At 44.5% G+C, this 22,654-nt stretch carries 18 protein-coding genes; 12 read left to right on the top strand and 6 right to left on the bottom strand.

Translation table 11 applies throughout. The features are described from left to right. Positions 1–6 precede the first annotated feature (6 nt). From LFX17_RS13625 to LFX17_RS13640, 4 genes are read left to right on the top strand one after another with little or no spacing between them, the layout of a single operon-like run. Positions 7–5,361, top strand: coding sequence for an AAA family ATPase (locus LFX17_RS13625; RefSeq protein ID WP_238747100.1), 5,355 nt, complete (start codon positions 7–9; stop codon positions 5,359–5,361). A gap of 37 nt (positions 5,362–5,398) precedes the next feature. Beyond that, entirely contained in the window at positions 5,399–5,953 is a 555-nt protein-coding gene (locus LFX17_RS13630; protein WP_238730735.1) for a SiaB family protein kinase, read from the top strand. A gap of 2 nt (positions 5,954–5,955) precedes the next feature. Further along, positions 5,956–6,330: a DUF1987 domain-containing protein gene (locus LFX17_RS13635; RefSeq protein ID WP_118956256.1), complete on the top strand. Its 375-nt coding sequence runs from the start codon at positions 5,956–5,958 to the stop codon at positions 6,328–6,330. Positions 6,331–6,355: 25 nt separating this feature from the next. Continuing rightward, a complete protein-coding gene (locus LFX17_RS13640) occupies positions 6,356–7,831 on the top strand; it encodes an adenylate/guanylate cyclase domain-containing protein (protein WP_238747101.1) in 1,476 nt (491 codons plus the stop codon). A 278-nt stretch (positions 7,832–8,109) separates the two neighbouring features. Here the strand turns inward: LFX17_RS13640 and LFX17_RS13645 are convergent, their stop codons facing one another. The 3 genes from LFX17_RS13645 to LFX17_RS13655 all read right to left on the bottom strand — a co-directional run bounded on the left by LFX17_RS13645 (position 8,110) and on the right by LFX17_RS13655 (position 10,555). Next, positions 8,110–8,568 carry a VOC family protein gene (locus LFX17_RS13645; protein WP_238730737.1) on the bottom strand — a complete coding sequence of 153 codons (459 nt, stop codon included), beginning with the start codon at positions 8,566–8,568 and terminating at the stop codon, positions 8,110–8,112. A 149-nt stretch (positions 8,569–8,717) separates the two neighbouring features. Next, positions 8,718–9,266 carry a DUF1564 domain-containing protein gene (locus LFX17_RS13650; protein ID WP_238730738.1) on the bottom strand — a complete coding sequence of 183 codons (549 nt, stop codon included), beginning with the start codon at positions 9,264–9,266 and terminating at the stop codon, positions 8,718–8,720. A 206-nt stretch (positions 9,267–9,472) separates the two neighbouring features. Continuing rightward, entirely contained in the window at positions 9,473–10,555 is a 1,083-nt protein-coding gene (locus LFX17_RS13655) for an endonuclease/exonuclease/phosphatase family protein (protein WP_238730739.1), read from the bottom strand. 131 nt (positions 10,556–10,686) lie between these two features. On the opposite strand from LFX17_RS13655, the gene LFX17_RS13660 reads away from it, so the two are divergent. Further along, positions 10,687–11,697 carry a hypothetical protein gene (locus tag LFX17_RS13660; protein ID WP_238730740.1) on the top strand — a complete coding sequence of 337 codons (1,011 nt, stop codon included), beginning with the start codon at positions 10,687–10,689 and terminating at the stop codon, positions 11,695–11,697. A gap of 89 nt (positions 11,698–11,786) precedes the next feature. On the opposite strand, the gene LFX17_RS13665 is transcribed toward LFX17_RS13660, so the two are convergent. Beyond that, the gene (locus tag LFX17_RS13665) at positions 11,787–12,734 is read right to left on the bottom strand and encodes an alpha/beta hydrolase (protein ID WP_238747103.1); all 948 of its coding nucleotides are present in this window, start codon (positions 12,732–12,734) and stop codon (positions 11,787–11,789) included. Between the two features lie 262 nt (positions 12,735–12,996). Here LFX17_RS13665 and LFX17_RS13670 point away from each other — a divergent pair, with 262 nt between their 5' ends. The 3 genes from LFX17_RS13670 (at position 12,997) to LFX17_RS13680 (ending at position 16,448) form a co-directional block, all read left to right on the top strand. Then, positions 12,997–14,385 (top strand): MFS transporter, encoded by a 1,389-nt coding sequence (locus LFX17_RS13670; protein WP_238730742.1) that lies wholly within the window; start codon positions 12,997–12,999, stop codon positions 14,383–14,385. Further along, entirely contained in the window at positions 14,386–15,090 is a 705-nt protein-coding gene (mtnC, locus tag LFX17_RS13675) for an acireductone synthase (protein ID WP_238747104.1), read from the top strand. Between the two features lie 83 nt (positions 15,091–15,173). Then, on the top strand, positions 15,174–16,448 hold the full coding sequence (locus LFX17_RS13680) for a tetratricopeptide repeat protein (protein WP_240009262.1): 1,275 nt from the start codon (positions 15,174–15,176) through the stop codon (positions 16,446–16,448). Between the two features lie 54 nt (positions 16,449–16,502). On the opposite strand, the gene LFX17_RS13685 is transcribed toward LFX17_RS13680, so the two are convergent. After that, a complete protein-coding gene (locus tag LFX17_RS13685; RefSeq protein WP_238747105.1) occupies positions 16,503–17,783 on the bottom strand; it encodes a DUF1577 domain-containing protein in 1,281 nt (426 codons plus the stop codon). Positions 17,784–18,051: 268 nt separating this feature from the next. Between LFX17_RS13685 and LFX17_RS13690 the strand changes: the two genes are divergently transcribed. Both LFX17_RS13690 and LFX17_RS13695 read left to right on the top strand, forming a co-directional pair. Then, on the top strand, positions 18,052–18,579 hold the full coding sequence (locus LFX17_RS13690) for a hypothetical protein (RefSeq protein WP_238730745.1): 528 nt from the start codon (positions 18,052–18,054) through the stop codon (positions 18,577–18,579). Then, positions 18,579–19,379 carry an enoyl-CoA hydratase/isomerase family protein gene (locus LFX17_RS13695; protein ID WP_238730746.1) on the top strand — a complete coding sequence of 267 codons (801 nt, stop codon included), beginning with the start codon at positions 18,579–18,581 and terminating at the stop codon, positions 19,377–19,379. Before LFX17_RS13690 ends, LFX17_RS13695 begins: the two co-directional genes overlap by 1 nt. Here LFX17_RS13695 and LFX17_RS13700 read toward each other — a convergent pair whose 3' ends face one another. Continuing rightward, positions 19,380–20,558 carry a putative glycoside hydrolase gene (locus LFX17_RS13700; protein ID WP_238730747.1) on the bottom strand — a complete coding sequence of 393 codons (1,179 nt, stop codon included), beginning with the start codon at positions 20,556–20,558 and terminating at the stop codon, positions 19,380–19,382. It lies immediately after the preceding gene. Positions 20,559–20,733: 175 nt separating this feature from the next. On the opposite strand from LFX17_RS13700, the gene LFX17_RS13705 reads away from it, so the two are divergent. Continuing rightward, positions 20,734–21,675, top strand: a complete 942-nt coding sequence (locus LFX17_RS13705) for a histone deacetylase family protein (RefSeq protein WP_238747106.1) — start codon at positions 20,734–20,736, stop codon at positions 21,673–21,675. A gap of 62 nt (positions 21,676–21,737) precedes the next feature. Next, on the top strand, positions 21,738–22,256 hold the full coding sequence (locus LFX17_RS13710) for a DUF1564 family protein (RefSeq protein WP_238730749.1): 519 nt from the start codon (positions 21,738–21,740) through the stop codon (positions 22,254–22,256). Positions 22,257–22,654: the final 398 nt, after the last annotated feature.

Here is a 22,654-nt window from a genome sequence, read left to right on the forward strand (position 1 = left end):
AACTATATGAAAATAAACGGTTACGAATTAAAAGAAAGAATGAACGCGGATTCGTCCACGGAGGTTTACAAAGCCGTCCGAACGAAGGACGGGGCCGACGTGGTGATCAAATATATTCCGATCCTCGACGAACTGCATCCGGCGGTCGTCAACTTGCGGAACGAATACGAAATTCTCAATTATCTCGCTTCCGAAAAAATGATCCACGCCTTCGGAATGGAGAAGATTCCGGAAGGATTCACCTTGATTTTGGAGTTCGTTCCCGGTGCGACGCTCAAACATTTTTCCCAAAAAAAACCGGTAAACCTGAAGGACTTTTTTAAGATCGCGATCGACCTCGCCGAAAAGCTTGGAGAAATCCATAATAAAAAGGTAATACACAAGGACTTAAAGCCGGATAACATCATCTTCAATCCGGCAAACGAACTCTTACGGATCGTGGACTTCGGAATTTCCACTCGACTTTCCAAGGAAGAAACCTCCTGGTCCAATCCGAACCGATTGGAAGGAAGCATTCATTACGTTTCTCCCGAACAAACCGGAAGAATGAACCGTTCCGTGGATTACAGAAGCGATTTCTATTCTTTGGGAGTAACGTTCTACGAACTTCTTACGGGCAAACTTCCGTTCGAAAGCGAAGATCTTTTGGAGCTCGTTCACTTTCATCTCGCAAAGTCGCCGATCGAACCGCGCAAACTCCGCAACGAAATTCCGGAAGCGCTTTCTCATGTCGTATTAAAACTTCTTTCCAAAACCGCGGAAGACAGATATCAAACCTCGGAAGGGCTCAAAGCCGATCTCGAAACGATCCGGGACAAATGGCTGGAATCCGGAGACGCGCCCGCCTTCCCTCTAGGCTCCAAGGATTATTCCAACGAATTCAAAATTCCTCAAAAACTCTACGGAAGAGAGGAATACATCGCGGCGTTGTTAAGCGAATTCAAACGCGTAACCGATACGGGGAGAACGAGCGTCGTTCTGATCGCGGGTTATTCCGGCGTCGGAAAATCCTCTCTCGTAAAGGAGATCAATAAACCCCTCACGGAATCGAAGGGATATTTCATTTCCGGAAAATTCGATCAATACAACCGGAACGTTCCGTTCAGCGCGATCATTCAAGTGTTCTCCAACCTCATAGAACAGATTCTCACCGAATCTCCCGAACGCATCGAGGAATGGAAAAATCTAATTCACGACACGTTAGGCGTCAACGGAAAGGTGATGACCGACGTGTTGCCGGAACTCGAGTTCATCATCGGCGAACAGGCGCCCGTAACCGAACTCGGTCCGCAGGAAAACGCGAACAGATTCTATTTGGTATTTCAAAATTTCATCAAAATCTTCGCGAACGCGGAACATCCTCTCGCGATCTTTTTGGACGATTTGCAGTGGGCGGACACCCCTTCCCTCGAACTCGTGAAGAACTTAATCGAGGACGTATCCGTAAATTATCTTTTCCTAATGTTAGCCTATAGGGATAACGAAGTCGATTCGACCCATCCGTTTTCGACTCTCGTAACGGGTTTGGAAAAGGAAGGATTTCGCTTGGACAAAATTCTTCTAAAGCCCTTGAGTCTGGAGAACGTAAACGAACTTCTTTCCGACAGTTTACGCAGACCCAAGGACGAGACGCAGAGTTTCGCGGAAATCGTTTATTCGAAAACGAGAGGAAATCCGTTCTTTATCAACGAGCTTTTAAAACAACTCTCCAAAGAGGAAATCATCTCGTATCAAAAAGGAAGCTCCACGATTTCCGGAAAGTGGATCTGGAATCTCGAAAAGATCAAAAAGACGGATATTTCGGATAACGTAGTCGAACTTCTCGTGCGAAGAATCAAAAAACTCGCTCCGCGCACGCAGGAAACTCTGAAACTCGCGTCCTGTATCGGAAGCAACTTCGATCTCGGAATCCAATCCAAAATTCTCGGAGCGACATTGAAGGAAACCATGGCCGCGCTGATGGAAACCATGGAAGAGGAATTGATCGTTCCGATCGGAGACAACTATCGATTGGTCGATTCGATGGAGGAAATCAAAGACAACCGGGAAAAGAATTTCCAAACCGCCAAATCGATTCAATTCCGTTTTCAACACGACCGGGTGCAGCAGGCGAGCTACGAACTTCTGGACGAGAACCAGAAACAATCCGTTCGACTTCAGATCGGAAGAATTCTTCTCGAGAACCTGAACGAAAAATCCCTGGAAGATTCCATCTTCGACGTGGTCAACCACTTGAACACCGGTTCGGCTCTCATTCAGGATAATTTAGAAAAACGTAAATTATTACAATTGAATCTTCAAGCCGCGCAAAAGGCTAAACTCTCCGCCGCATACAAACCGGCAAAGGCGTATTCCGAAAAATCGAGAGAACTTCTATTCTCCCTTCCCGAAGCGGGCAAAGGAGACAAGGAACTCTGGAACAAGGAATACGAACTCTGTTACGCGGTTCACAAGGAGCTCGCTGAAGTCTTGTATCTCAACGGAAATTTCGAGGAATCTCAGGAGATCATTCAGATTCTTCTGAAACAATCCAAAACTCCCGTGGAACAGGCGGAAGCGTATAACCTTCTCATGATCGAATACTCCGCGCAGGGAAAATACGATCTCGCGATGCCGACCGTCATCAAAGCTCTCAAACCTCTCGGAATCGAAATCCCCACTTCCAACTTCGATAAGGTGGTCGACAAGGAAATCGAAGAAGCGAAGAAGAATCTCAAGAACAGAAGCGTAACGGCGCTGTTAGACGAGCCTCTGATGACGGACCCGAATCATATCTGGGCGGTCAATCTTTTGATCAGCGCAATTCCGATGGCATACAACAAGGAACCCGCCCTCTTCCCCGTCATCTGTTTGAAGATGGCGAACCTGCTGATGAAGTACGGGAATCTTTCCGATTCGTACGGATATTCCTGTTACGGAATGGTTCTTGTGGGAAAACTCGCCGACTACAAAGGGGCTTACGACTTCTGCGAACTCGCGGTGAAACTCAGCGAAAAACACATGAACTCCGGCGGTTATACGAAAGCCGCGAACATTCTCGCGAATTACTCTTCTTCGTTCGTAAAACATCTGAAATTTTCGGAAGAGGTAAACATCAAGTGCGTTCAGTCCGCGTTGGATTCGGGGGAATTTCTGCACGGAAGTTACGCCGCGATGAACGATGCGTCTAACGTGATGTTTCAAGGGAAGAATCTCGAGATTCTCAAACCGAAGATCAATCAACTTCTCAAGTTCGTACGCAAGGTGAAGAACAACCTCGCCATCGACACGATCCTCGGAACGACCTTGATCCTTTCCAACCTCAGAGGAGAAACCGGAAGTCATCTGGACTTTTCCTCCGCCGAATATCAGGAGAAGGAATACATCGATCTCTGCAACGATCACCAGAGCCCGGCTCCGATCGTTACGTTCAAGGTGATGAAGGTCCGTTCCCTTTTGATGTACGGAGAATATCAACTCGCCCTTCAGGAAGCCGAAGAAGCGAACGGAATGATTCTCTATCTCGGAGGTCAATACGGCCCGCTCGAACACAACTTTTTATATTCGCTCGCGCTCGCGGCGAATTACAAAAAGGTTTCTCCCGATCGCAAAAAGGAATACCTAAAAAAGATCCGCGAGAATCAGAAACAACTTCTAACGTTAGCCGAAAGCTGCCCGGAAAACTTCTATCACAAATATCTTCTCGTGGACGCGGAGCTTGCAAGACTCGAATACAAAAACTGGAAGGCGGCAAGGACGTATGAAGCGGCGATCCGCGAGGCCAGAAAAAACGAATTCCAAAACGACGAGGCACTCGCCTGCGAGATCGCCGCGATGTTCTGGCTTTCCAAGGGAAGCGTCAAGATCGCGGGAGAATTCGTCAACGAAGCGTATCACCGTTACGGACTTTGGGGAGCGAACCTCAAACAAAGCATGCTCAAGTCCAAGTTTCCTGAATTCATCCGCGAACGGGGAACCGGAACGTTACGCACACATCGAACGATTTCCAGCACGACCGCGGCCGCTACGGAAGTTTACTCGGGCCAAACTCTCGATCTTCAGTCGGTCTTAAAAAGTTCGACGGCGATTTCCGGAGAGATCAAACTGGAAAATCTTCTCGATAAACTGATGAAGATCGTAATCGAGAACGCGGGCGCTCAACGCGGAGTTCTTATTCTGAAAAAAGAAGGAAGACTCTACGTGGAAGCCGAAGGTTCGATTTCCAAGGACGACGTCGAAGTATTGACCGGCATTCCTCTCGGCAACAGCAAAAATCTTCCGATCTCCCTCATCTATTACGTGGAGCGGACCAAGGAGAATCTGGTTTTGCGCAACGCGAACCAGGACGAGAAGTTTAACAAAGACGAATATATCAAAAATTCCAAAACGAAATCGGTTCTCTGCGCGCCGGTGATCAAACAAGGGGAGATTTCCGGGATTTTATATCTTGAAAACAATCTTTCGGAAGGGGCGTTCACTTCGGACCGGCTTCAGATCATGAACATTCTTTCCTCGCAAGCGGCGATCTCCATCGATAACGCGTTACTCTACGCGAACATGGAGGAAAAAGTAAGGGAGAGGACGAGGGAATTGGCGCAGGCCAACGCGGACCTGGGACTGAAGAACCAGCACATCACGGATAGTATTCAATATTCTTTGAATATTCAACAAGCGATTCTTCCTTCCGAAGATCTACTTGCAAAGAATCTAAATGAGCAATTCGTATTATTCAGACCCAAGGACATCGTATCGGGCGACTTCTACTGGTTCAGTAAAAAAGAAGGATCAATTTTTCTTGCGGCGGTCGATTGTACTGGACACGGAGTCCCCGGTGCATTAATGTCAATGATAGGAAACACTTTACTCAACCAGATCGTAAATGAGGCGGGGATCAAAGACCCGGGCAAGGTTTTGGAACATTTAAACCGAAATGTTCGCCAAGCCTTAAAGCAGGATACCATGGATGCCAACTCGGTGGACGGCATGGACGTCTGCTTCTGCAGAATCGACGGTGATAAAGTTCTGTTCGCCGGCGCCAAAAGACCGCTCTACTTCTCAAAGGGTGATATGATCGAAGAGATCAAAGGCGACAGACATTCGATCGGCGGACGACAAAAAGAAGATTCCAGAACGTACACCACGCACGAAGTAAAACTGGAAAAGGGAAAACCGACCATGTTTTATCTCGCGACGGACGGTTATATGGATCAGCCGAATCCTCAAAGACAGAGGATCGCGAGCAAAGGATTGATCTCTTATCTGCAAAGCGTCTCGTCTCTGCCCGCGCCGGAACAGAAAGAGCGCTTAGCCGCCTTTTTAGACGGCCATCAAGCGGGGGAAGCTCAGAGAGATGACATAACTTTGATCGGTTTTAGAACCTGATCCGGGAAACGAAACTATAGGAGCATGTTAAAAAGAAATGATGGAAAACAAGTCCGTAGACCTGTTTAAGCAGTATAAAGAGGCCTGCGATTATCAATTAATTGTTTCCTTTAAAGGGCGTCTCTCGCAAGAAGTCCTGACGGAATTCGGTTCGATGATCCGGACGTCCCTGAGTGCGGAGTCGAAAATTAAAAAAATCTTCGCAGTTTTCATCGAACTCGCACAGAATATGCTACACTATTCTGCGGAAAGAAAAGCTCTCGAAGACGGCAGAGAGGGCGGCGTCGGCATCATCATGGTCGACGAAAAATCGATTGGCTATAATGTTTCGTCCGGGAACCTTGTACTAAACGACAAAATAGAATCCCTGAAAGCCAAATGCGAAAAAATAAATTCTATGTCGAGGGACGAGTTAAAAACTTATTACCAACAGCAGTTGCGCTCGGATAGACCTGACGACAGCAAAGGCGCGGGAGTCGGTTTGATCGATATCGCTAGAAAGTCTGACGGACCGCTTACATATAATATCTCGCCGGTGGACGATAAACATTCGTTCTTTACACTTTCTGCATACTTTACAAAGGAAAATTGAGAATGGAATCATTACACATTCAACAAACAAAAACTTCTCCGGAGGTTATTTTAGACACAGAGAAGGGAGTGGTTGAAATCATCGGAGAATCCTATCCCGAAAACGCGATCGCCTTTTACAAACCCGTATTCGATTGGCTGAACGCGGCGATGGGATCGAAGGCATCGATTCAAGTGAAATTTCAGTTGGATTATTTCAATACGAGTTCGTCTAAAGTGATCATGGATATTCTGGATTCTCTTCAGAAGTATCACGATCAGAGCGGCAAGGTCAAGATACTTTGGTTGTACAAAGAGGACGACGACGATATGCAGGAAACCGGAGAGGAATTCTCCTCGGATCTTTCCCTGCCGTTCGAATTAAAATCCTATAAATAAAACGGCTCGGTAATCGAAACCACGCATGGAACCAGCATCTTCAGCTCAGAAGGACTTTAATTCCTTTTTCGAAAACGAATTTCAGTTGTTAAACGAAGTCAATGGAACCCTCGACAGGAAAGAATCCCTAGGCAAAGAGGAAGTTTTCGAAGAGCTGAAGAAACTCGGAGAAGCCTACGAATCCCTTTTAAAACAATCCTCGAAGCTGATGAAGATCGGGGATTCCACGCAGAACCGTCTGATCAAAACGCAGACGGAATTGCAGGACTCCAATCAAAGACTCGTATCTTCTTATCAGAACCTCAAGCAGTTGAGCGAAATCGGTCAGATGATTACCGCGAGTTTAGAACCGAAGATCATTCTGACTTCCGTTTACGAGAACACGAAGTCCATGGTATCGATGGACATCCTCGCATTCGGTATCATTGAAGAAGGCAAAAACGAAATCAAATATAAGTTCAGCTTGATCGAAGGCCGTTATACTCCGGCCCCTTCGGTGGATTCCCTCGCGGAGGAGAATCCTTCCTCGTTCTGTTATCACAACAATCAGGAACTCATCACCAACGATCTCGAAAAAGATTTTCCGCAATACGTTTCCACGATCCAAAAACACTTCGGAGAAAAGACGAGTTCGGTAGTCTATCTTCCGTTGAAGGTGGAGGAACGTTTCATCGGAATGCTTACAATCCAAAGCTACGAGAAAAACGCGTTCAACGAAAATCAGCTCAGCATCTTGAGAACTCTAGCGAACTACGTAGCGATCGGGGTGGATAACGCGGACGCATATAAGACGCTTTCCAAGAGAAACCGGGAACTCAAGGATTCATTGGAAAAAATCAATATGTTAAACGAAGGTTTGGAAAAGGAAAGGCAGAAGTCGGAAAGCCTTCTTCTGAACATTCTCCCGAAGACGATCGCCGAACGATTGAAAGGCGGAGAAGGCGTGATCGCGGATTACATTCCGACTTCCACGGTCTTATTCGCGGACATCGTCGGTTTTTCCAAACTTTCCACCCAGATCCCCACTCCCAACCAGCTCGTTGAAATCCTGAATCAGATCTTCACCTGTTTCGACGAGATCGCGAGTAAATACAAACTCGAAAAGATCAAAACCATCGGGGATTGTTATATGATGGCGGGCGGAATTCCGAACGCAACGCCGGACCACGCGGAAAAAATCGCGTTAGCCGGAATCGATATGATCCGAGGATTGAAGGATCTTCAGAAGTCGTGGAAATACGAGTTTAATATCAGAATCGGGATTCACACCGGCGACGTAGTCGCCGGTGTGATCGGTAAAAATAAATTCGTATACGACTTGTGGGGCGATTCGGTAAATACCGCTTCCAGAATGGAATCGCACGGAGAACCGGGAAAGATCAATTGTTCCGAAGCGACCTACAACGCACTCAAAGAATTATTCACATTCGAAGATCGCGGAATCATCGAAGTCAAAGGGAAGGGTCCGATGAGAACCTTTTTTCTTTTAGGCAAAAAGTAACCGCTTTCCGTTTTTCTAATATTTGAAAATTCGAACGTCCTCTGAGGCCGCACGCGGTTTTTCTATCGGAATACGTCTCAAGCTCGAGACAATCTTCAGCTGAATTTTTGTGGAGAACCGCGTGAGCGATCGAAGCGGGGTCAACAAATTGGCTTTCTAAAAATCGAATATTCAAAAAAAGAAAAATTCAATTTGTTGACCGGAGCTGAGAGCGCGGCCGCGTTTTGTTCGCTTCCGTCTCTTTAATTGAAACGAAAGCCGCGGCACGCCCGTAAATTTTAGGCGAGAGCTTGGATTACGTCGGCGGGAGCCTGAACGAGTTCGACGAGAACTCCTTCGGAACAATACGGAAATTCTTCGTTTCCTTTAGGATGAATGAAACATACGTCGTATCCCGCTGCGCCTTTGCGGATTCCGCCCGGAGTGAAACGAACTCCTTTGGCGGTGAGCCATTCGACCGCTTTATGAATGTCGTCAACCCAAAGGCCGATGTGATTGAGTTTCGGTTCGTGAACCTTGGGGCTTTTGTTGACGTCGATCGGCTGCATGATGTCGACTTCTACCGCAAATGCGCCCTTACCCATTCTGAGAATATCTTCGTCGACGTTTTCTTTTTCACTCTTGAACGTTCCCGTTTTTTCGAGTCCGAGTATGTCGACCCAAAATGTTTCGAGTTTCTTTTTGTCTTCGCCGCCGACCGCGATTTGCTGAATTCCTAATATTTTAAAAGGTCTCATAAGCTTTCCGTTCCGTAAAATGCGATCCCATTTTTCTTCCGAACATCGCTTGTGAATATGGGATCTTCATCCAGAGAATTCTTTGCAATTTCTTTGGCAACTTCAATCTGAGCTTAGTACTTTAGGGAGAATGTCGAGAAGGTTTTGTATTAGGACGGCGCGGTCCGGAACCAATCGCGATAATCTAAAACGTAAAAACTGTCCTCCGGTTCGCATTGTAAGAGCCTTGAAACGCGATTATTGAGCAGGTCGAGGTCCAGGATATAACTGTATTTTCTGTGAAATGTTGGACCTCCTTCATTCATAGTTTGCACAATAGAATTCCCGATTTCGTTTTCTTCCAACCACAGAAGATAATTAAACAGAAAACAGCGCGAAACCCCATGAGCCTGCGCCAGAGTCCCGAACAAAGTCCAGCTACCGGTGCTCAGTCGAACATTGATCCGTTTCATCTTTTCCTTCCCCGGACTCGGTTGATACAAAGTCCGACCAGCCTTTTTTCCAAGTCTCTTTGTCGCCGTCAGAAATTTACCGTATCTTCTCAACAGCTCCGGAATTCGTTTGGGAAGATTCCTACGGTCGCGTTCAGGATAACGCAACAAAACGGCTTCAGGAATCAGCAAGGTCACAACGTTCGTATTACTTTCCTGAAGCCGAGAATCGATTCGATGATCGGAGTATAGCAACAGTACGCCCATGCCTCCAACGGTTCCGCAGAAAGAATTCCAGGGCAAACAACCGCTTGAAAAAACCAAAAACGATAAAAAAATACGAAACGACTAAAAAAACAGACGTACTCAACCTTCTGCGCTCAAATAACGCCCGTCCCTTTCCGCCAACCTAGCCCGGCAGTCGTAGGTTCAAAAAAATCTCCTTCGCATCGAATACGGTCAAAGCTAAGTCGTCATTTCTTCAAAAGATATGTTCCGATCATCGGAAAATGATCGGACACAGTCCAAAGAATCTCGCCTTGATCCACTCGATAACTTGTCTGTTTCAAATTGGATGAGTAGAAAATATAATCGATCGTTCGATCCGGTTTTCCGATCGCAGGATCGTTCGAATAATGCGTATAATACTTCGACTTTTCCGGTCCATTCAAAATATTGAATGGAACAGAAGAATTCCATTTATCAAACAGAGGTTTGATTTCCTGTTCATCCGAATAAAAGAACGCGCCGTTCGGGTGCATGGACTTACGATCGAATCCCGGAGGAAGCAAATTGAAGTCCCCGCCTAACACCCAATAATGACCCGCAAGATCCAGCTCCTTCAAAAGCCCCGCGATCGTTTCGACTTGCCTGTGCATCGTATCCGTTCCTTGCGAGAACGCATCAAGATGGGTGTTCAAAACTGTGAACTTATCCCCGCCTTCCACCGGAAAATCATTTTGAAGAATCGCCCTTTTTAAACCGAACTGAGTCGAAACCGGATCCGCCGGCATCAAAGGAAGAGAATGACGAATCCCGTCGGAAATTTTATATTTACTGATCGTCGCGAGTTTCATTCCGACGCTTCCCAAAATCTTAGGATGAGGAACGAATAACGACTTCCAATAAAAAGCCTCGCTTGAACAGGCGTAAGCAGGACCGATTTGCGAAAGAATTCTTTCCAATTGATCCTCTTGGAACGTATTCTTTGCGCCGTCATGTAACTCCTGAAACAGAATCACATCCGGATTTTCGGCACGAACGGTTTCGGTGATTTTTTTGAGCGTCGATTCGATTTCTTCACGGGATGGGCCGGTGTCGGGTCCGTCCCCGTTCGGAACGTCGTACCAAAACACTCGTTTCTTTCCCGCAAGATATTGAACATTCCAAACGAGAATCTTGATCTTAGAATCCGCCTTTAATAGCGGAGCGTTTTCGTTGCATACAACGTCCGCGGGTTGAGCCTGATCGGGGTGAAACGTGATCGAGTAGATCAGAATCAGAAGAGAACCGAATAGGATTCCCAATATCGCTAATATTCTTCGCAACCAACCCATTTTAATCTCCTAAGGAACGTCTAAACGGAAAAAATCGCCGTTTCGGAGAGAATCACGTTACGGGAAGAAAAGTGAGTGTAAAGGATTTTCTTTTTGAATAGGCAGAATAAAAATGACCTTAGAGCCCTGAGATGAAAAATATAATTACGATTCTATTCTCCCTTTTACTGATACAAACCTCCGTCTATTCGGAAGAACTGGAGCTGAAAATACGGATCAAAAACGGAACCACCGGTCAAGAAGGAAGCATCGAATCCCTTCGTATTATCGCACTCCAACAAGGAATGATTCCGATCAAGGAAATCGGACCCTCCCGCGGCTCTTTCGTCGTTTCTAAACTCACCGTTCCCGATCAGACTCCGATTCTTCTTCAGGCGAAATACGGCGGAGTCAATTACAACAAGATGGTTCCCCCCGTCCCCGTTATGCGCTCTGGAGTTCAGGAAATCATCGTCTACGAAAAGACAAGAGATAAATCCCTCGTAAGAACGAGATCCGCGATGCAGATCTCGAGAGGCCGCGATTTTCTCAGAGTATTTAAGATTTTCCTAATATCCAACAACACGATTCCTCCTAAAAGTTATCAGGACGAGCAGAATCCGTTCGAAATTTTCGTCCCATCCGAAGCGACCGAGATCGCGGGGCAGCTCACTCAGGGAGAATCCAGAATGGCGATTCCTCTTTCTCTCCAAGACGGACCGAACGGTAAACTTTTGGACAGAGCTATTCTTCCCGGAAGTTCCGAATTACAAATTTCTTATACGATTCCGGCGAATAATCTTTCCACAGTGACTTTTAAGGATAGAATGCTTGCCGAGAAGGAAGAAGGTTACAGAGCCGTTTTTTCCAAACCGCAAGATATGGAAGTTTCCTTTATCGGCGCGGCTAAACAGGAAAGGATTCAAGAAGACGTTCCTTCCGATATGAAGGCGTTTAAGATCGGTTATCCCTCTCCTCGTTACGAAGTTTCGATTTCCGTATCGGGTGGAAATCCGGTCGCAGACGTGGAGACGGAACGGGTCAACCGTAAGATCGAAAACGGAACCTGGTTTCCGACCACCGAACGTTCGTTACTCGGATTGGTTGCCATCTTGGGATTTCTATTCACACTTTCCTTTATTTTTATCTATAGAAAAGAGTAATCGGCGAATTTCCCGCGCGCGCTTCGCGCGCGCGTCTTTCAATCCATTCTAAAATACGAATTCCCTAAAACCCGAAAAATCCCGAGTCCTCAAACGGCGGTTTTCTTCTTATTGGAAGCGGAATCCTTCTGTTTCTTCTTCATTTTCAGGGAAGAATTCTTCTCCTCGCCGGGAGATTTTTCCCGAAGGATCGTATCCAAAAACGCCTGAATATCGCCGAGAACCTCGTCTCTGTGTTCCGGAAATTCATTCATGATTTCATGATACAAACCCGGGTAAATCTTCATTCGTTTGTTTCGATAAATTAGATTTTTATAAAGTTCCATGGAACCGTTCACGTCGATTAGGCCGTCCTCTTGTCCGTGAAGAATCAAAACCGGGCAACGGATCACGTTCGCCTTTTTGATCAGTTTGGGCCCGAGTTCCAAAAGTTCGGTCCCCATTTTTAAAGAAACCTTCCCGTGAACCAAAGGATCCTGCTTATACGCTTCGATCACGTCCGGATCATGCGAAAGAAAATGAAGATCCAATTCCGCGTCCACAAGCGTAGCGGGAGAAATCCTGCTTAAAAAACCGCCCACGAACTTCTTCAGTTTCTTTTGAAAGTCCATCCTTACTTTAAGCGCCGGAGAACCTAAAATCAATCCCAGAATGTTATCCTGATTGATTCCTTCCTGCGCGTAACGAAGCACGACCGCTCCACCGAGAGAATGACCCAAAAGAAAAAACCGGTCCCTTTGTTCCCTCTTTAAAACCTCGTTCGCAAAATCGGAAAGATCCCTTACGTATAAATCGAAGGAGTCCGCGTGACCTCGCTTTCCTTCCGAATTCCCGTGACCTCTCATATCGAAGGAATAGAAGTTGATGTCGCTTTTCGCAAAATAACGAAGCAGGTTCGCATAACGCCCGCTATGTTCTCCGAAACCGTGATGAAAGATCATCACTCGGTTTGCGTTCGGTTTTGTCCAAGATTGACAATATAACTTTGATTTATCGGAACTGGAGAGAATGTAGAATTCTTTGTGATGAAAGGTCATTGCGAAATCCGATTTGTTTGGAAGAAAAGAATCATTAAAATCATAGGGGTCAACTAAATATTCTAAAACAGATTAAAAACGGAATATTTTCATCGTTAAACGCTTTTGAAATAAAACGGATCGTTTTCTATGTCTCGTTACGAACGCTCGAACGGGGGATCGAATTCTAAAATCGGATTTAAAGTTTCCTTGAGTTTTCGTCCGCGTTCCCCATTGTTTGAATTCGTTTCTAAAAAGAATTATACATCGGATCGGAGAGAATATGGAAAAAAGACCTTCGGAAAAAAGCCTTCTTCGCTTTTTCGGATTGGGAGAATTGGCGAACCACGGATGGAACGCGATTTTGGCGTTCTGGATGATTATGGGAATGGCTTTCTTCCTATTCGCGGATCAAAATCTCATCGCACCGAACCTGAAAAACATCGGTGCCTCTTTCGGACTCAACAGCCAGGAAGAAGTGGATTGGTATATCGGCGGCGTAATTCCGATTTTATTCTTCATCTTAGGCGGGGCCGTATCGGTGAGCATGGGCTACCTTTCGCAAAAGTATTCCCGCAAAATGCTTATCCTATTCTCCGTATTTTTGGGAGAAGTCCCCTGTTTTCTTTCCGGATTCGCGACGAGTTACCCCGAGTTCGTGATTTATAGAACCTTAACCGGATTCGGGCTCGGAGGAATTTTTCCGCTCCTGTTTACAGTTCTCGGCGATTACTTTTCAGATAAATCCAGATCCACCGCCGCCGCTTACGTTTCGCTTTCGATGGGAATCGGACTCGGCGTAGGTCAGCTTTTCGGAGGAATTTTAGGGAACGCAGACCCGATCAACGGATGGAGAACCAGCTTTATTTATCTTTCCATTCCTTCCTTTTTCTTTGCGCTCATCTATTGGATCTTTTGCAAGGAACCGATTCGAGGCGGCGGAGAATCGGAATGGGCAGGAATCGCCGAAAAATTTCCCGAGGAAAGTTTTCATCTTCGTTGGAGCGACGTACGGCTTCTCTTTCAAAACAAAACGAACATAGGGATCTTTTTACAGGGAATTCCGGGCTGTGTTCCGTGGGGAGTGTTCTTCGTGTTCTTAGTCGACTACTACGAAACTTCCTATCATCTCGACAAGGCAACGGCGACGATGCTTCTCACTTATGCCGCGATCGGCGTTTTTGCGGGAACTTTTTTCGGAGGAATCATCGGACAAAAAATCTACAACCGCAACAAACGGCTTCTTCCGATTTTTTGCATGTCGAGTATTCTCATCGGGATTCTTCCGTGCATTTATCTTTTAAAAGCGGACAATATCGCCGGCTCTGGATTGTTCATCATCGTCAACATCCTTACCGGATTCATCATCTCCGTAACGGGACCGAACGTCAGAGCTACATTGATTAACGTGAATATTCCAAAAAATAGAAGTAGTATGTTCGCTCTCTACAACCTAACGGACGACCTCGGAAAAGGACTCGGCCCCGCGATGAGCGCCGTGATTTTGGGTTTGACTCCGGGAGACAGATCGCTCGGACTTTCGATCTCGGTTTTATTTTGGGTTCCTTGCGCGCTTTCCTGGCTGATCGTTCTGAAAAATTTCGAGAAAGACGAGAAAGACGTCCATGAATACCTGGTAGCGGAAGCCGAAAAAATCAGAGGGGCCGCGTAATTGAATATAAAGGAATTCGATTTATATCTATTCGATATCGAAGGAACCACGACTCCCATCGAGTTCGTACATAAGGTTCTGTTTCCGTACTCGGTCGGGAAGTTCGACGAGTTCTTCCGGTCGAATTCTTTGGAGAAAGAATGGGTCGAAAAACTTCTTGAAGAAGGAAAAAACGATCCGACTTACAAGGGGAAGATCGACGATTCTCCCCAAAGTTTAAGCGATTACTGCAAACATCTCGTGAGCGTGGATCGTAAAAGCGGTCCTCTCAAAGAGATTCAAGGGAGAATTTGGAAACAAGGCTACGAAAGCGGCGAATTGAAAAGTTCCATGTTCGAAGACGTGTCCGATTTTTTAAACCGAATTCAAACCGCGGGCAAACGCGCCGCCGTATATTCTTCCGGAAGCGTTCAAGCGCAGAAGTTAATTTTCGAATATTCAAATTCCGGCAACTTGACCGGATATTTTTCCGGTTATTTCGATACGGCCGTCGGAGGCAAACGGGAATCTTCGAGTTATACGAAGATCGCCGAACAACTGAAGATCGCACCCGAAAAAATCCTATTCTTTACCGATATCAAAGAGGAGGCGGACGCCGCCGTGGAAGCCAGGTTCAAGGCGGCGGTTCTGGAACGTCCTGGCAACAACGCGCAAGCGGCACATTCTCACCCGAGAATTCCCTCGTTTCAAAATCTGAATCCTTAATGTCTCGGCGATCTGGTTGGACTGAGTCGCCGGAAAAACGAAAGCCCTTTCAACCGAATTCTCACCGCGAAATCGGATGGGAAATGCGGCCGGAACGGATCTTTTTTTCGGGCCGGATTGCAAGATCGGCCGATCTTTGGAAGGTGAGATCCTTTCGAATTTTCCTTCTTCTATTGCCGATTCTACTGAACCTTCTTCCTTTGGGAACAACGGAGGCGCGGGAACTCGTCTACGCGTTCCGTGATCCCGGCAAACCGGAAAAAGAAAAAATGATTCTCATAGGCGAGACCGTTCTTTACGATAAGGTAAAGCCGATCGAAGAGGAAGGAAAAAACAAGTATCTCGATATCGGCGTCGATACGAGAGCCGACCTTGTCACGATCAAGATCAACTACGATCCAGGTCTCAGGGTCGGGCAAATCTTATATCTTATCGAAAAGGATTTCGATCATAAGAATTACAAAAACGGAAACATCGTAGCGCAGATCGAAATCAAATCCATCTTTCAGACGTCGTTCATCGGAAAAAGGGCCAGAGGAATCGGAAACTTAGGACTTGTTAAGGACAGAAACCTCATGGTGGCCGCCCCTCTCGTTTCGGAAAAAATAGAACCTGCGATCGTAGAACGTAAGAAAGGCGACTATTATCTTTCCAGAAACGAAATCGCGGAATCGATCCGCTCTTACAAACATACCATCAGCCTGGATCCTTCTTCTCCGATGGGCCATTTCCGCTTGGGACTTTTATATAAACGAACGGGTGAGGCTTACGTTTCCGCCGGCGCCGAATTTTCAATGGCTTGGAAAAACCGAAAACGTTTCGGAAACTCGCAGGAAGAATTGGAATTCTATGTCGAATACATCGATTACCTGAATCGTAAATACGAAACCGAAGGTTTTAAAAATCCTACGGTCCTTTCCAAGTCCATGGAAGTGATTCAAGAAGCGTTTAAGTTGACCAAATCGGACAGCGAACTTCTCATCAACTCCGCTCTTACGTATTATTATCTTTACCTGGAAGAATCGAAAGCCGCTCGGACTCCGACCAAAGCCGATTCATCTCCGATTTACGCTTCCAAAAACAGAAAAAGATCGGATACCTATTATACGATTGCGGAAAAACTCACCAAAGACGCGGACAGACTCGATCCTTCCGATTATAGAATTCATTTGCTGGCTTGCAAACTTTATCTGGATAAAATCGGGGAATTGACTTCGCCCTCGGGACAGACCGGTTTGGGCGAATCGGAAGAAGTCGGAATTCTGAAAGGTAAGTTCGCGGAATCGTTTGAAAAATACAAAACATTCAAACCGGCTTCCGTTCCCGGCGATCCTTACGTTTTAAAACCGATCCAGTAAAGGCTCAAAGGAACCGCACAAAAAACAGCAAACCGCTTTGTAGCGCCGATTCGTTTATTCCGAAAGAATCTTACGCGTTCTGGTAAAGATATACTTCTGAAGAACGAGCATGTCGTCCGGATTGGAATCGAAAAAGTTCACTCCGAGATGATATTTACCTTCTTCCACGGTGATATATCGAACCACTTCTCCCCGAAGAATCAAAGTTCGTTCTGAAACGGGAATGAAGATTTTTATAATATTATGTTTTTTTAAATACTGAAAAATTCTCCGCTCGTCGATCTCGAATAAAAGTCCGTTAATACTGATATCCACGACCCTCGTTCCGGCTTTCGCATTCCTATAATTATCCTCTCGGATAAAAATCTTTGTCATCGAGTAACTGAAAATTTCCGAGAGTTCGATCAGATATCCGACTTGGGAAGGAGTGATCGAATAACGGTCCATCGCGGAAGTATAAACCCGGATATAACCGATCACGTCGTTGAACAGCCGAATCGGAAGAACGAGATAGGAAATCACGAATTCGCGGATTTCCTTCTTTTGAAGTTCCCTGAAAAATTTATCGGCGTAGTCCTGACCGCTTTCCAACACCATCCGTATGTATTCTTCCCTGTAATTCCCTACCGGAGAAGTCGCGTTTTCTTTGATATAATTTATGATCAGAGAAGTGTCCGGTATAAAAACCGGACGGTCGTTCCTTTTGATAAAGGAATCCAAAAACGTTTCCTCCCGATCCTGCGAAAAGAACACGATTTCGTATTCCCTGGATACGGTGGAAATATATTCGGATATCATAATATTGATTAGTCTCAGATCCGGATTGTCCTTTTTGATTTCCCGCATCAGATTGTTGAATCTCTGTTCCACTTGAATATTCCGGCCGATCTCCCTACCTCCTCCGGTCAAAGAGCGGAAAAGTATCACATAGTTCATGAAAAGGTCGTCCACCGCGACGCGGACGTTCTTTCGAAAGGATGCGGCCTGTAATTCCGACGGAATTCGGATTTGTATGATGGAATCGTCCAAAAATTCGAGAATTACGACCTCGAATTGATAGAGAATATTCATGATTTCAAAACTGATTTTTGCGCGGAGGGTCAAGCCTTGTGTCGCTCCGGGGATCCTCAGCTTTACGCTGGTTTCTTCGATGTCCTCTACGATGGCAAAAAACCTTTGCCCGTCGTAGTCGAACGGAAACTCCACATCGTCCGCCTTGAGATAGTAGAATAGATGTTTTACGAGATTGATGTCGGTTCCGATGATCGTTTCGCCAAACATCGTTTCGAGGATGGTGATAAGTTCCTGTAAACTGTCCGATCTTCCGACTGCCATTGTTTCGTTTTTGCGTAAGGGAGAAGTGTATAGTAAATATCGGTTCGGGGGAAGTCGGAATTCAGTCGCGTTAACTTATGAGACATAAGATCGAGAAAAAAGAGAATGAATCGTGATTCGACATTCTTTCTGTGAATTGGAGAAGCGCACGGAGATCCAACTTTTTAAACGGAAGTTTGTCGCGATCCTTGTAACGAACAATATCGAGAAACGGAAATCTCCAAAAAAAATCCCGCTGAAGGTTTGGAATTAACCCGAAAAAGAATGTATGGATACAAGAAAGTCGGAACTCAACCCGGAATTGTTCGATATGATGAAACAGGGAAAGCTATCAGCCGGAAAAATCCTGGATTTGATCTCTCTAAAGGAACTCGTTGATAGATTTGCCGTTACTCCGTTCTTAGAAGAGGAGAAACTTGCAGAGATCAAAGTGAAAACCGGAGTAGAACCGGACATTTTGACTTGGGGCGACTACTTTCAAACCGAAATCGCTTCCCGTTATTTCGAAAAAAACGAAGCCGATTTTAAAAAAATCATGGAAACGATTCGTTTCGACTTAATATCAGCCCACCTAATCTTCTCCGGAAAACCGGAATATTTTCAAGATTCAGTAAGAGGACAAGCGTTGATCTCGAAATCAATTGATTCTTCCTTTTGGACCTTAGAAGATGAAGAAGCCGTTCATTTAGAAACACTGCTCGAGTATTATACGCAGATGGGAATCGGAGAAAAACCGTTGACCGTATCCGATCGAATCTGGTATGAAAGTTTTGATTTGGAGAAAAAAGCAGTTTAATGGGATTCATAGATCAAGACACAATCGACCTGGGTTCAGGAAACAAAATCCTGACTTTAAGCCTCAACAACCCGGAAACTAGAAATTCTATGACTCGCGAAATGGGACTGGAATTCAAAAAGATCATCGATGGATTGATTGAAACCTCCGAAAAACACAAGCCGAGAGTTGTCATTCTGACCGGAAAAAATAATATTTTTTCCGCGGGCGGAAATTTCGAACTGCTTAAGTCCTTCTCAACAAAAGATTACGAGACGAACAAGAAAACTATGTTCGAATTTTATAATCTATTTTTATCGGTAAGAAGATTGGATATCCCGGTTATCTGCGCGGCCAACGGTCACGCAATCGGGGCCGGATTTTCTCTGGCTTTTGCGTGCGACATTCGCGTATTTGCCAACGAATCAAAATATCAATTCAACTTTGTAAAACTCGGAATTCATCCTGGAATGGGTTCTAGTTATATCGTTAAAGAATTGTTCGGAACTCATATCGCAAACAGGCTTTTATTTTTGGCCGAAACGTTAAACGGAGAAGAGGCGTTCCGACTTGGACTTTGCAACGATTCCGTTCCTCAAAAAGAAGTCCTGGGAAGAGCAACAGAAATCGCGATCGCTTTATCCGAAAGTGCTCCTTTGGCGCTCGCTGAATTGAAAAAGAATACTTACGACAAAGATAAACTGGAAGCCGCTCTAAAAAAAGAAGCTGAATCTCAAGCAAGGAACTTTATATCCGCGGACTTTAAAGAAACCATCAAGGCGATCGAACAGAAACGGAAACCAGTTTTTAAAGGTTTATAACTAGTCCTTTTTTGTCTCTTTATCGTAATCCTTCAAGGCCTGGAAAGTTGATTCGTAATCATTCCAGGCATTCCAGACCACAAACCCATGGCCACCGCTATCGTACGACGCTTTTACTTGTGCCTTAATATAATCGGGAAGTGTGAGTCCCGACTTTCCAACGGACATGTTAAATCCTTGGATATATGGGATAACGCGTGTCGTCTTTAACGATCGTTTTAATGTAAGAAGAGTTCCGTCATAAACGGTTTGATAAGGATCTTTGATGCGAGCAGGCATCCCATAAAAATGGGAAGGGTACAACATAGGATAAATGACATCGACTACTTGTGCAAAGACTTCCACTTTCTGACCGATCATATCGTTCTGATTGAATGGGATCCGACCAAAAATATCTGCTCCTATATAAGGAAGATTTTCGCATTTGAGTGTTTCATTTCTTATGTCTTTTATAATGCCTGAGATATTCTTATAACGCGTCTCGTATGTTAATTTTAATTGAAGATTGTCGGCATATCGAATGTAATCTAATTGAATTTCCGGAAATCCGGATTCGCAGGCGGATCGAATTGATTTAAGAATAGAAGTAATCCTTTGATTAGAGGGTTTTTCGGTCGGGAGTCCTCCGTCAAAATTAACAACTCTTGCAACCGGATAGAAGCCCTCTTCGACCAATCCTTCTAAAACCCGTTTGGAAGGTGCCGACGGTTGCACATCAATCACAAGCAAATTCACGCCATGTTCTTTACCTTTTCTTCTTAAGTCCCGAAATTCCTTTTCCTTCTTTAAAGTCCTTTGGGATATATAAATTCCCCGAGAGAATTCAGGAACTTTAGCGCTCAAAATTGCTCTTGGCTCAGGGTTTCTAACCGAATTCTCGACATTTTGCTGGGGGATTCCGACTTCCACCTTCGCTCTTAAATCCGGTTCTGGCTTTCGGATTTTTGATTTTGATAATATCTCGGAAGTTGGGAGTCTTTCCGAATTCGTAGCGTTCGAATCTTCAACTTTTTTCTTTTCAATTCGCGTAGATCCGACTTCTAAATCAATAGTTTCGCGGAAAGTCACTTCCGGTATTTGTTTTTTATTATTCCTTTTTGGAAAAGGCAGATCGAAGTCAGAAAATAAAGATGGAGTCCAGAAGAAAAATAGAAATATAAAAGGAATAATCGTTTTCACAGGTTTTAAATGTTCGGAAAGTTCAAAGATATTTTTCAGTTCTTTACTAAATGTCGGAGTTCAATCCGGCGAACTAAAAGAAACTGTTTGGAATTCGGATTGATAATCAAATTCTTTTTGAAATGTTATATCGAAAAATGACTTAAATGTCATTTGCAAAGGGTTAGGAGGCGTGATGTCTACGGGTTTTATCTTTTCAGAAGATTTTCTGCAGCATAATTCAGGACCTCGAATTTCACATTTCGAGAATTCAGACCGACTTCTTGCATGCTTGAATCGATTGCATCAAACCAGCTATTTTTCTTCTCTATTCAGACCGGAAATGAAAGGCTTTCCTCAAGACCTTCTAAAGGAAGTTCATTCAAGTTATCACTTGCAAAAAATTGAAGGTTCCAAAGAACGGAGAGGATACTTTGATTCCGATACTCCATTCACGGAAAAATCGTGGCTTGCTGCATATTCGGCAGCAAATTCGGGCCTGGCCCTGGCCGATGCAATCATCTCCGGTCAAATTCGAAATGGTTTCTCTCTTTTAAGACCTCCCGGACACCATGCAGAACATAATCGTATTATGGGATTTTGCATGTTAAACAATGTTGCTATCGCAGCTCGTTACCTACAGAAGAACGGTTTTAAAAAAATATTCATTCTCGACTGGGACGTTCATCATGGAAATGGAACTCAGGAAATCTTTTATAGAGATCCAACAGTTTACTACCTATCTATACATCAGTTCCCATTCTATCCGATGACGGGTTCATTGTCCGAGATGGGCGAGGGTCCTGGTGTTGGTGTAACGAAAAATATTCCAATGCAAGCGAATTCAGACAATCAAACTTACATTCGAAAATTCAAAGAAATAGTAATTCCGACAATAGAAAGTTACGAACCAGATATCCTCTTAATATCAGCCGGATTTGACGCTCATAAAGATGACCCCCTTGGAGGTATGAATATTACGACAACTGGCTTTGAGGAATTAACTCGAATCACACTTGAAAGCGCCAACAAAATCTGCCAAGGAAAAGTTTTATCTTTCTTAGAAGGGGGTTACGACTTAACCGCATTGTCAGAATCCGTTGAAGCACACTTAGCCGTTATGAATTCTTTTTCTTAATTTTTTTTGCTTGAGTAACTCTTCCAGAATTCTCCGGAACCGTAAATGGCATGGAGATTACGATGCAAGAGCAAACGATCAGAAGTTTCACCGAATATAAAGGTCAATCACACCGTAACATGGGCCCCTCGGATTTATTGATTCCGCTGCATTTAGAAAGTCACGTATTAAAACAAATAAAGAAACACAAGAATCTAAGAAATTATTTTCATTTTTTAATTGTTAAATTTCAGAAGGAAAATCTTTTTTCAAAGTTTTCAGATACTGCTTTTAGAAAAACTCTCTATCAATCAAAACATCTACAATTGATTCGATATTCCTTCCGTCCTGATCATCAAGATTGGTATGAGGCCAAGTTCGCCGGTTTTTACTTCGGAATATCGGTGTGTAAATTTTTTTCTCGATTAGTCGATTTGGATATAGAAGACGATTCTCAAAGTAAAAATTTAAGGGAGGAACTCATAAAATTAACAAAAATTGAAATCGGTCCTTTGCACTTTTATTTCACGATTATTTCCAATCGAAAATTCATTTTGAAGAAACTTGTGCGAGGAAAAAATTTCGAGTTGAACAGTGCATAATTTTCAGATTTTTTATCGGGATAATCCGATATTTATAAGGAAATGGAAACCTCTTTGGAAGAGTTAAATCATATAGAAAAGAGATTTAGAAAATATATTCTTATCTTAGATTTTCTTCTTCGCGAAACGAGGACCGAGCTCTCGCAGAATCGTGCAAAGCGGGAAACATGGTATAAACGTAACGAAAATTGGAAGTTGCATCATGTTCATCCTGAAAATAATAGCTTTCAGAACCTGATTCAGAATATCGAATCACCTTCTCTTCTGAGAACTTCGCTCCCCTTTCGGCCGATTCCGAGCAACGAGAACAAATCGATTTTAAAAAACAATTTCGCGATTCAGGAATTCCGACCCCTTCCTTTTAACGATTAGAATTTCCGAGTTTCAAACTCGTCGCT

Origin of the sequence: Leptospira sanjuanensis, assembly GCF_022267375.1 — a bacterium.
Taxonomy (GTDB): Bacteria; Spirochaetota; Leptospiria; order Leptospirales; family Leptospiraceae; genus Leptospira; species Leptospira sanjuanensis.

Excerpts from the sequence above, each read along its gene's own strand:
- LFX17_RS13625 (WP_238747100.1), top strand. The coding sequence starts at position 7 with ATGAAAATAAACGGTTACGAATTAAAAGAAAGAATGAACGCGGATTCG.
- LFX17_RS13630 (WP_238730735.1), top strand. The coding sequence starts at position 5,399 with ATGATGGAAAACAAGTCCGTAGACCTGTTTAAGCAGTATAAAGAGGCC.
- LFX17_RS13635 (WP_118956256.1), top strand. The coding sequence starts at position 5,956 with ATGGAATCATTACACATTCAACAAACAAAAACTTCTCCGGAGGTTATT.
- LFX17_RS13640 (WP_238747101.1), top strand. The coding sequence starts at position 6,356 with ATGGAACCAGCATCTTCAGCTCAGAAGGACTTTAATTCCTTTTTCGAA.
- LFX17_RS13645 (WP_238730737.1), bottom strand. The coding sequence starts at position 8,568 with ATGAGACCTTTTAAAATATTAGGAATTCAGCAAATCGCGGTCGGCGGC.
- LFX17_RS13650 (WP_238730738.1), bottom strand. The coding sequence starts at position 9,266 with ATGGGCGTACTGTTGCTATACTCCGATCATCGAATCGATTCTCGGCTT.
- LFX17_RS13655 (WP_238730739.1), bottom strand. The coding sequence starts at position 10,555 with ATGGGTTGGTTGCGAAGAATATTAGCGATATTGGGAATCCTATTCGGT.
- LFX17_RS13660 (WP_238730740.1), top strand. The coding sequence starts at position 10,687 with ATGAAAAATATAATTACGATTCTATTCTCCCTTTTACTGATACAAACC.
- LFX17_RS13665 (WP_238747103.1), bottom strand. The coding sequence starts at position 12,734 with ATGACCTTTCATCACAAAGAATTCTACATTCTCTCCAGTTCCGATAAA.
- LFX17_RS13670 (WP_238730742.1), top strand. The coding sequence starts at position 12,997 with ATGGAAAAAAGACCTTCGGAAAAAAGCCTTCTTCGCTTTTTCGGATTG.
- LFX17_RS13680 (WP_240009262.1), top strand. The coding sequence starts at position 15,174 with ATGCGGCCGGAACGGATCTTTTTTTCGGGCCGGATTGCAAGATCGGCC.
- LFX17_RS13685 (WP_238747105.1), bottom strand. The coding sequence starts at position 17,783 with ATGGCAGTCGGAAGATCGGACAGTTTACAGGAACTTATCACCATCCTC.
- LFX17_RS13690 (WP_238730745.1), top strand. The coding sequence starts at position 18,052 with ATGGATACAAGAAAGTCGGAACTCAACCCGGAATTGTTCGATATGATG.
- LFX17_RS13695 (WP_238730746.1), top strand. The coding sequence starts at position 18,579 with ATGGGATTCATAGATCAAGACACAATCGACCTGGGTTCAGGAAACAAA.
- LFX17_RS13705 (WP_238747106.1), top strand. The coding sequence starts at position 20,734 with ATGTCTACGGGTTTTATCTTTTCAGAAGATTTTCTGCAGCATAATTCA.
- LFX17_RS13710 (WP_238730749.1), top strand. The coding sequence starts at position 21,738 with ATGCAAGAGCAAACGATCAGAAGTTTCACCGAATATAAAGGTCAATCA.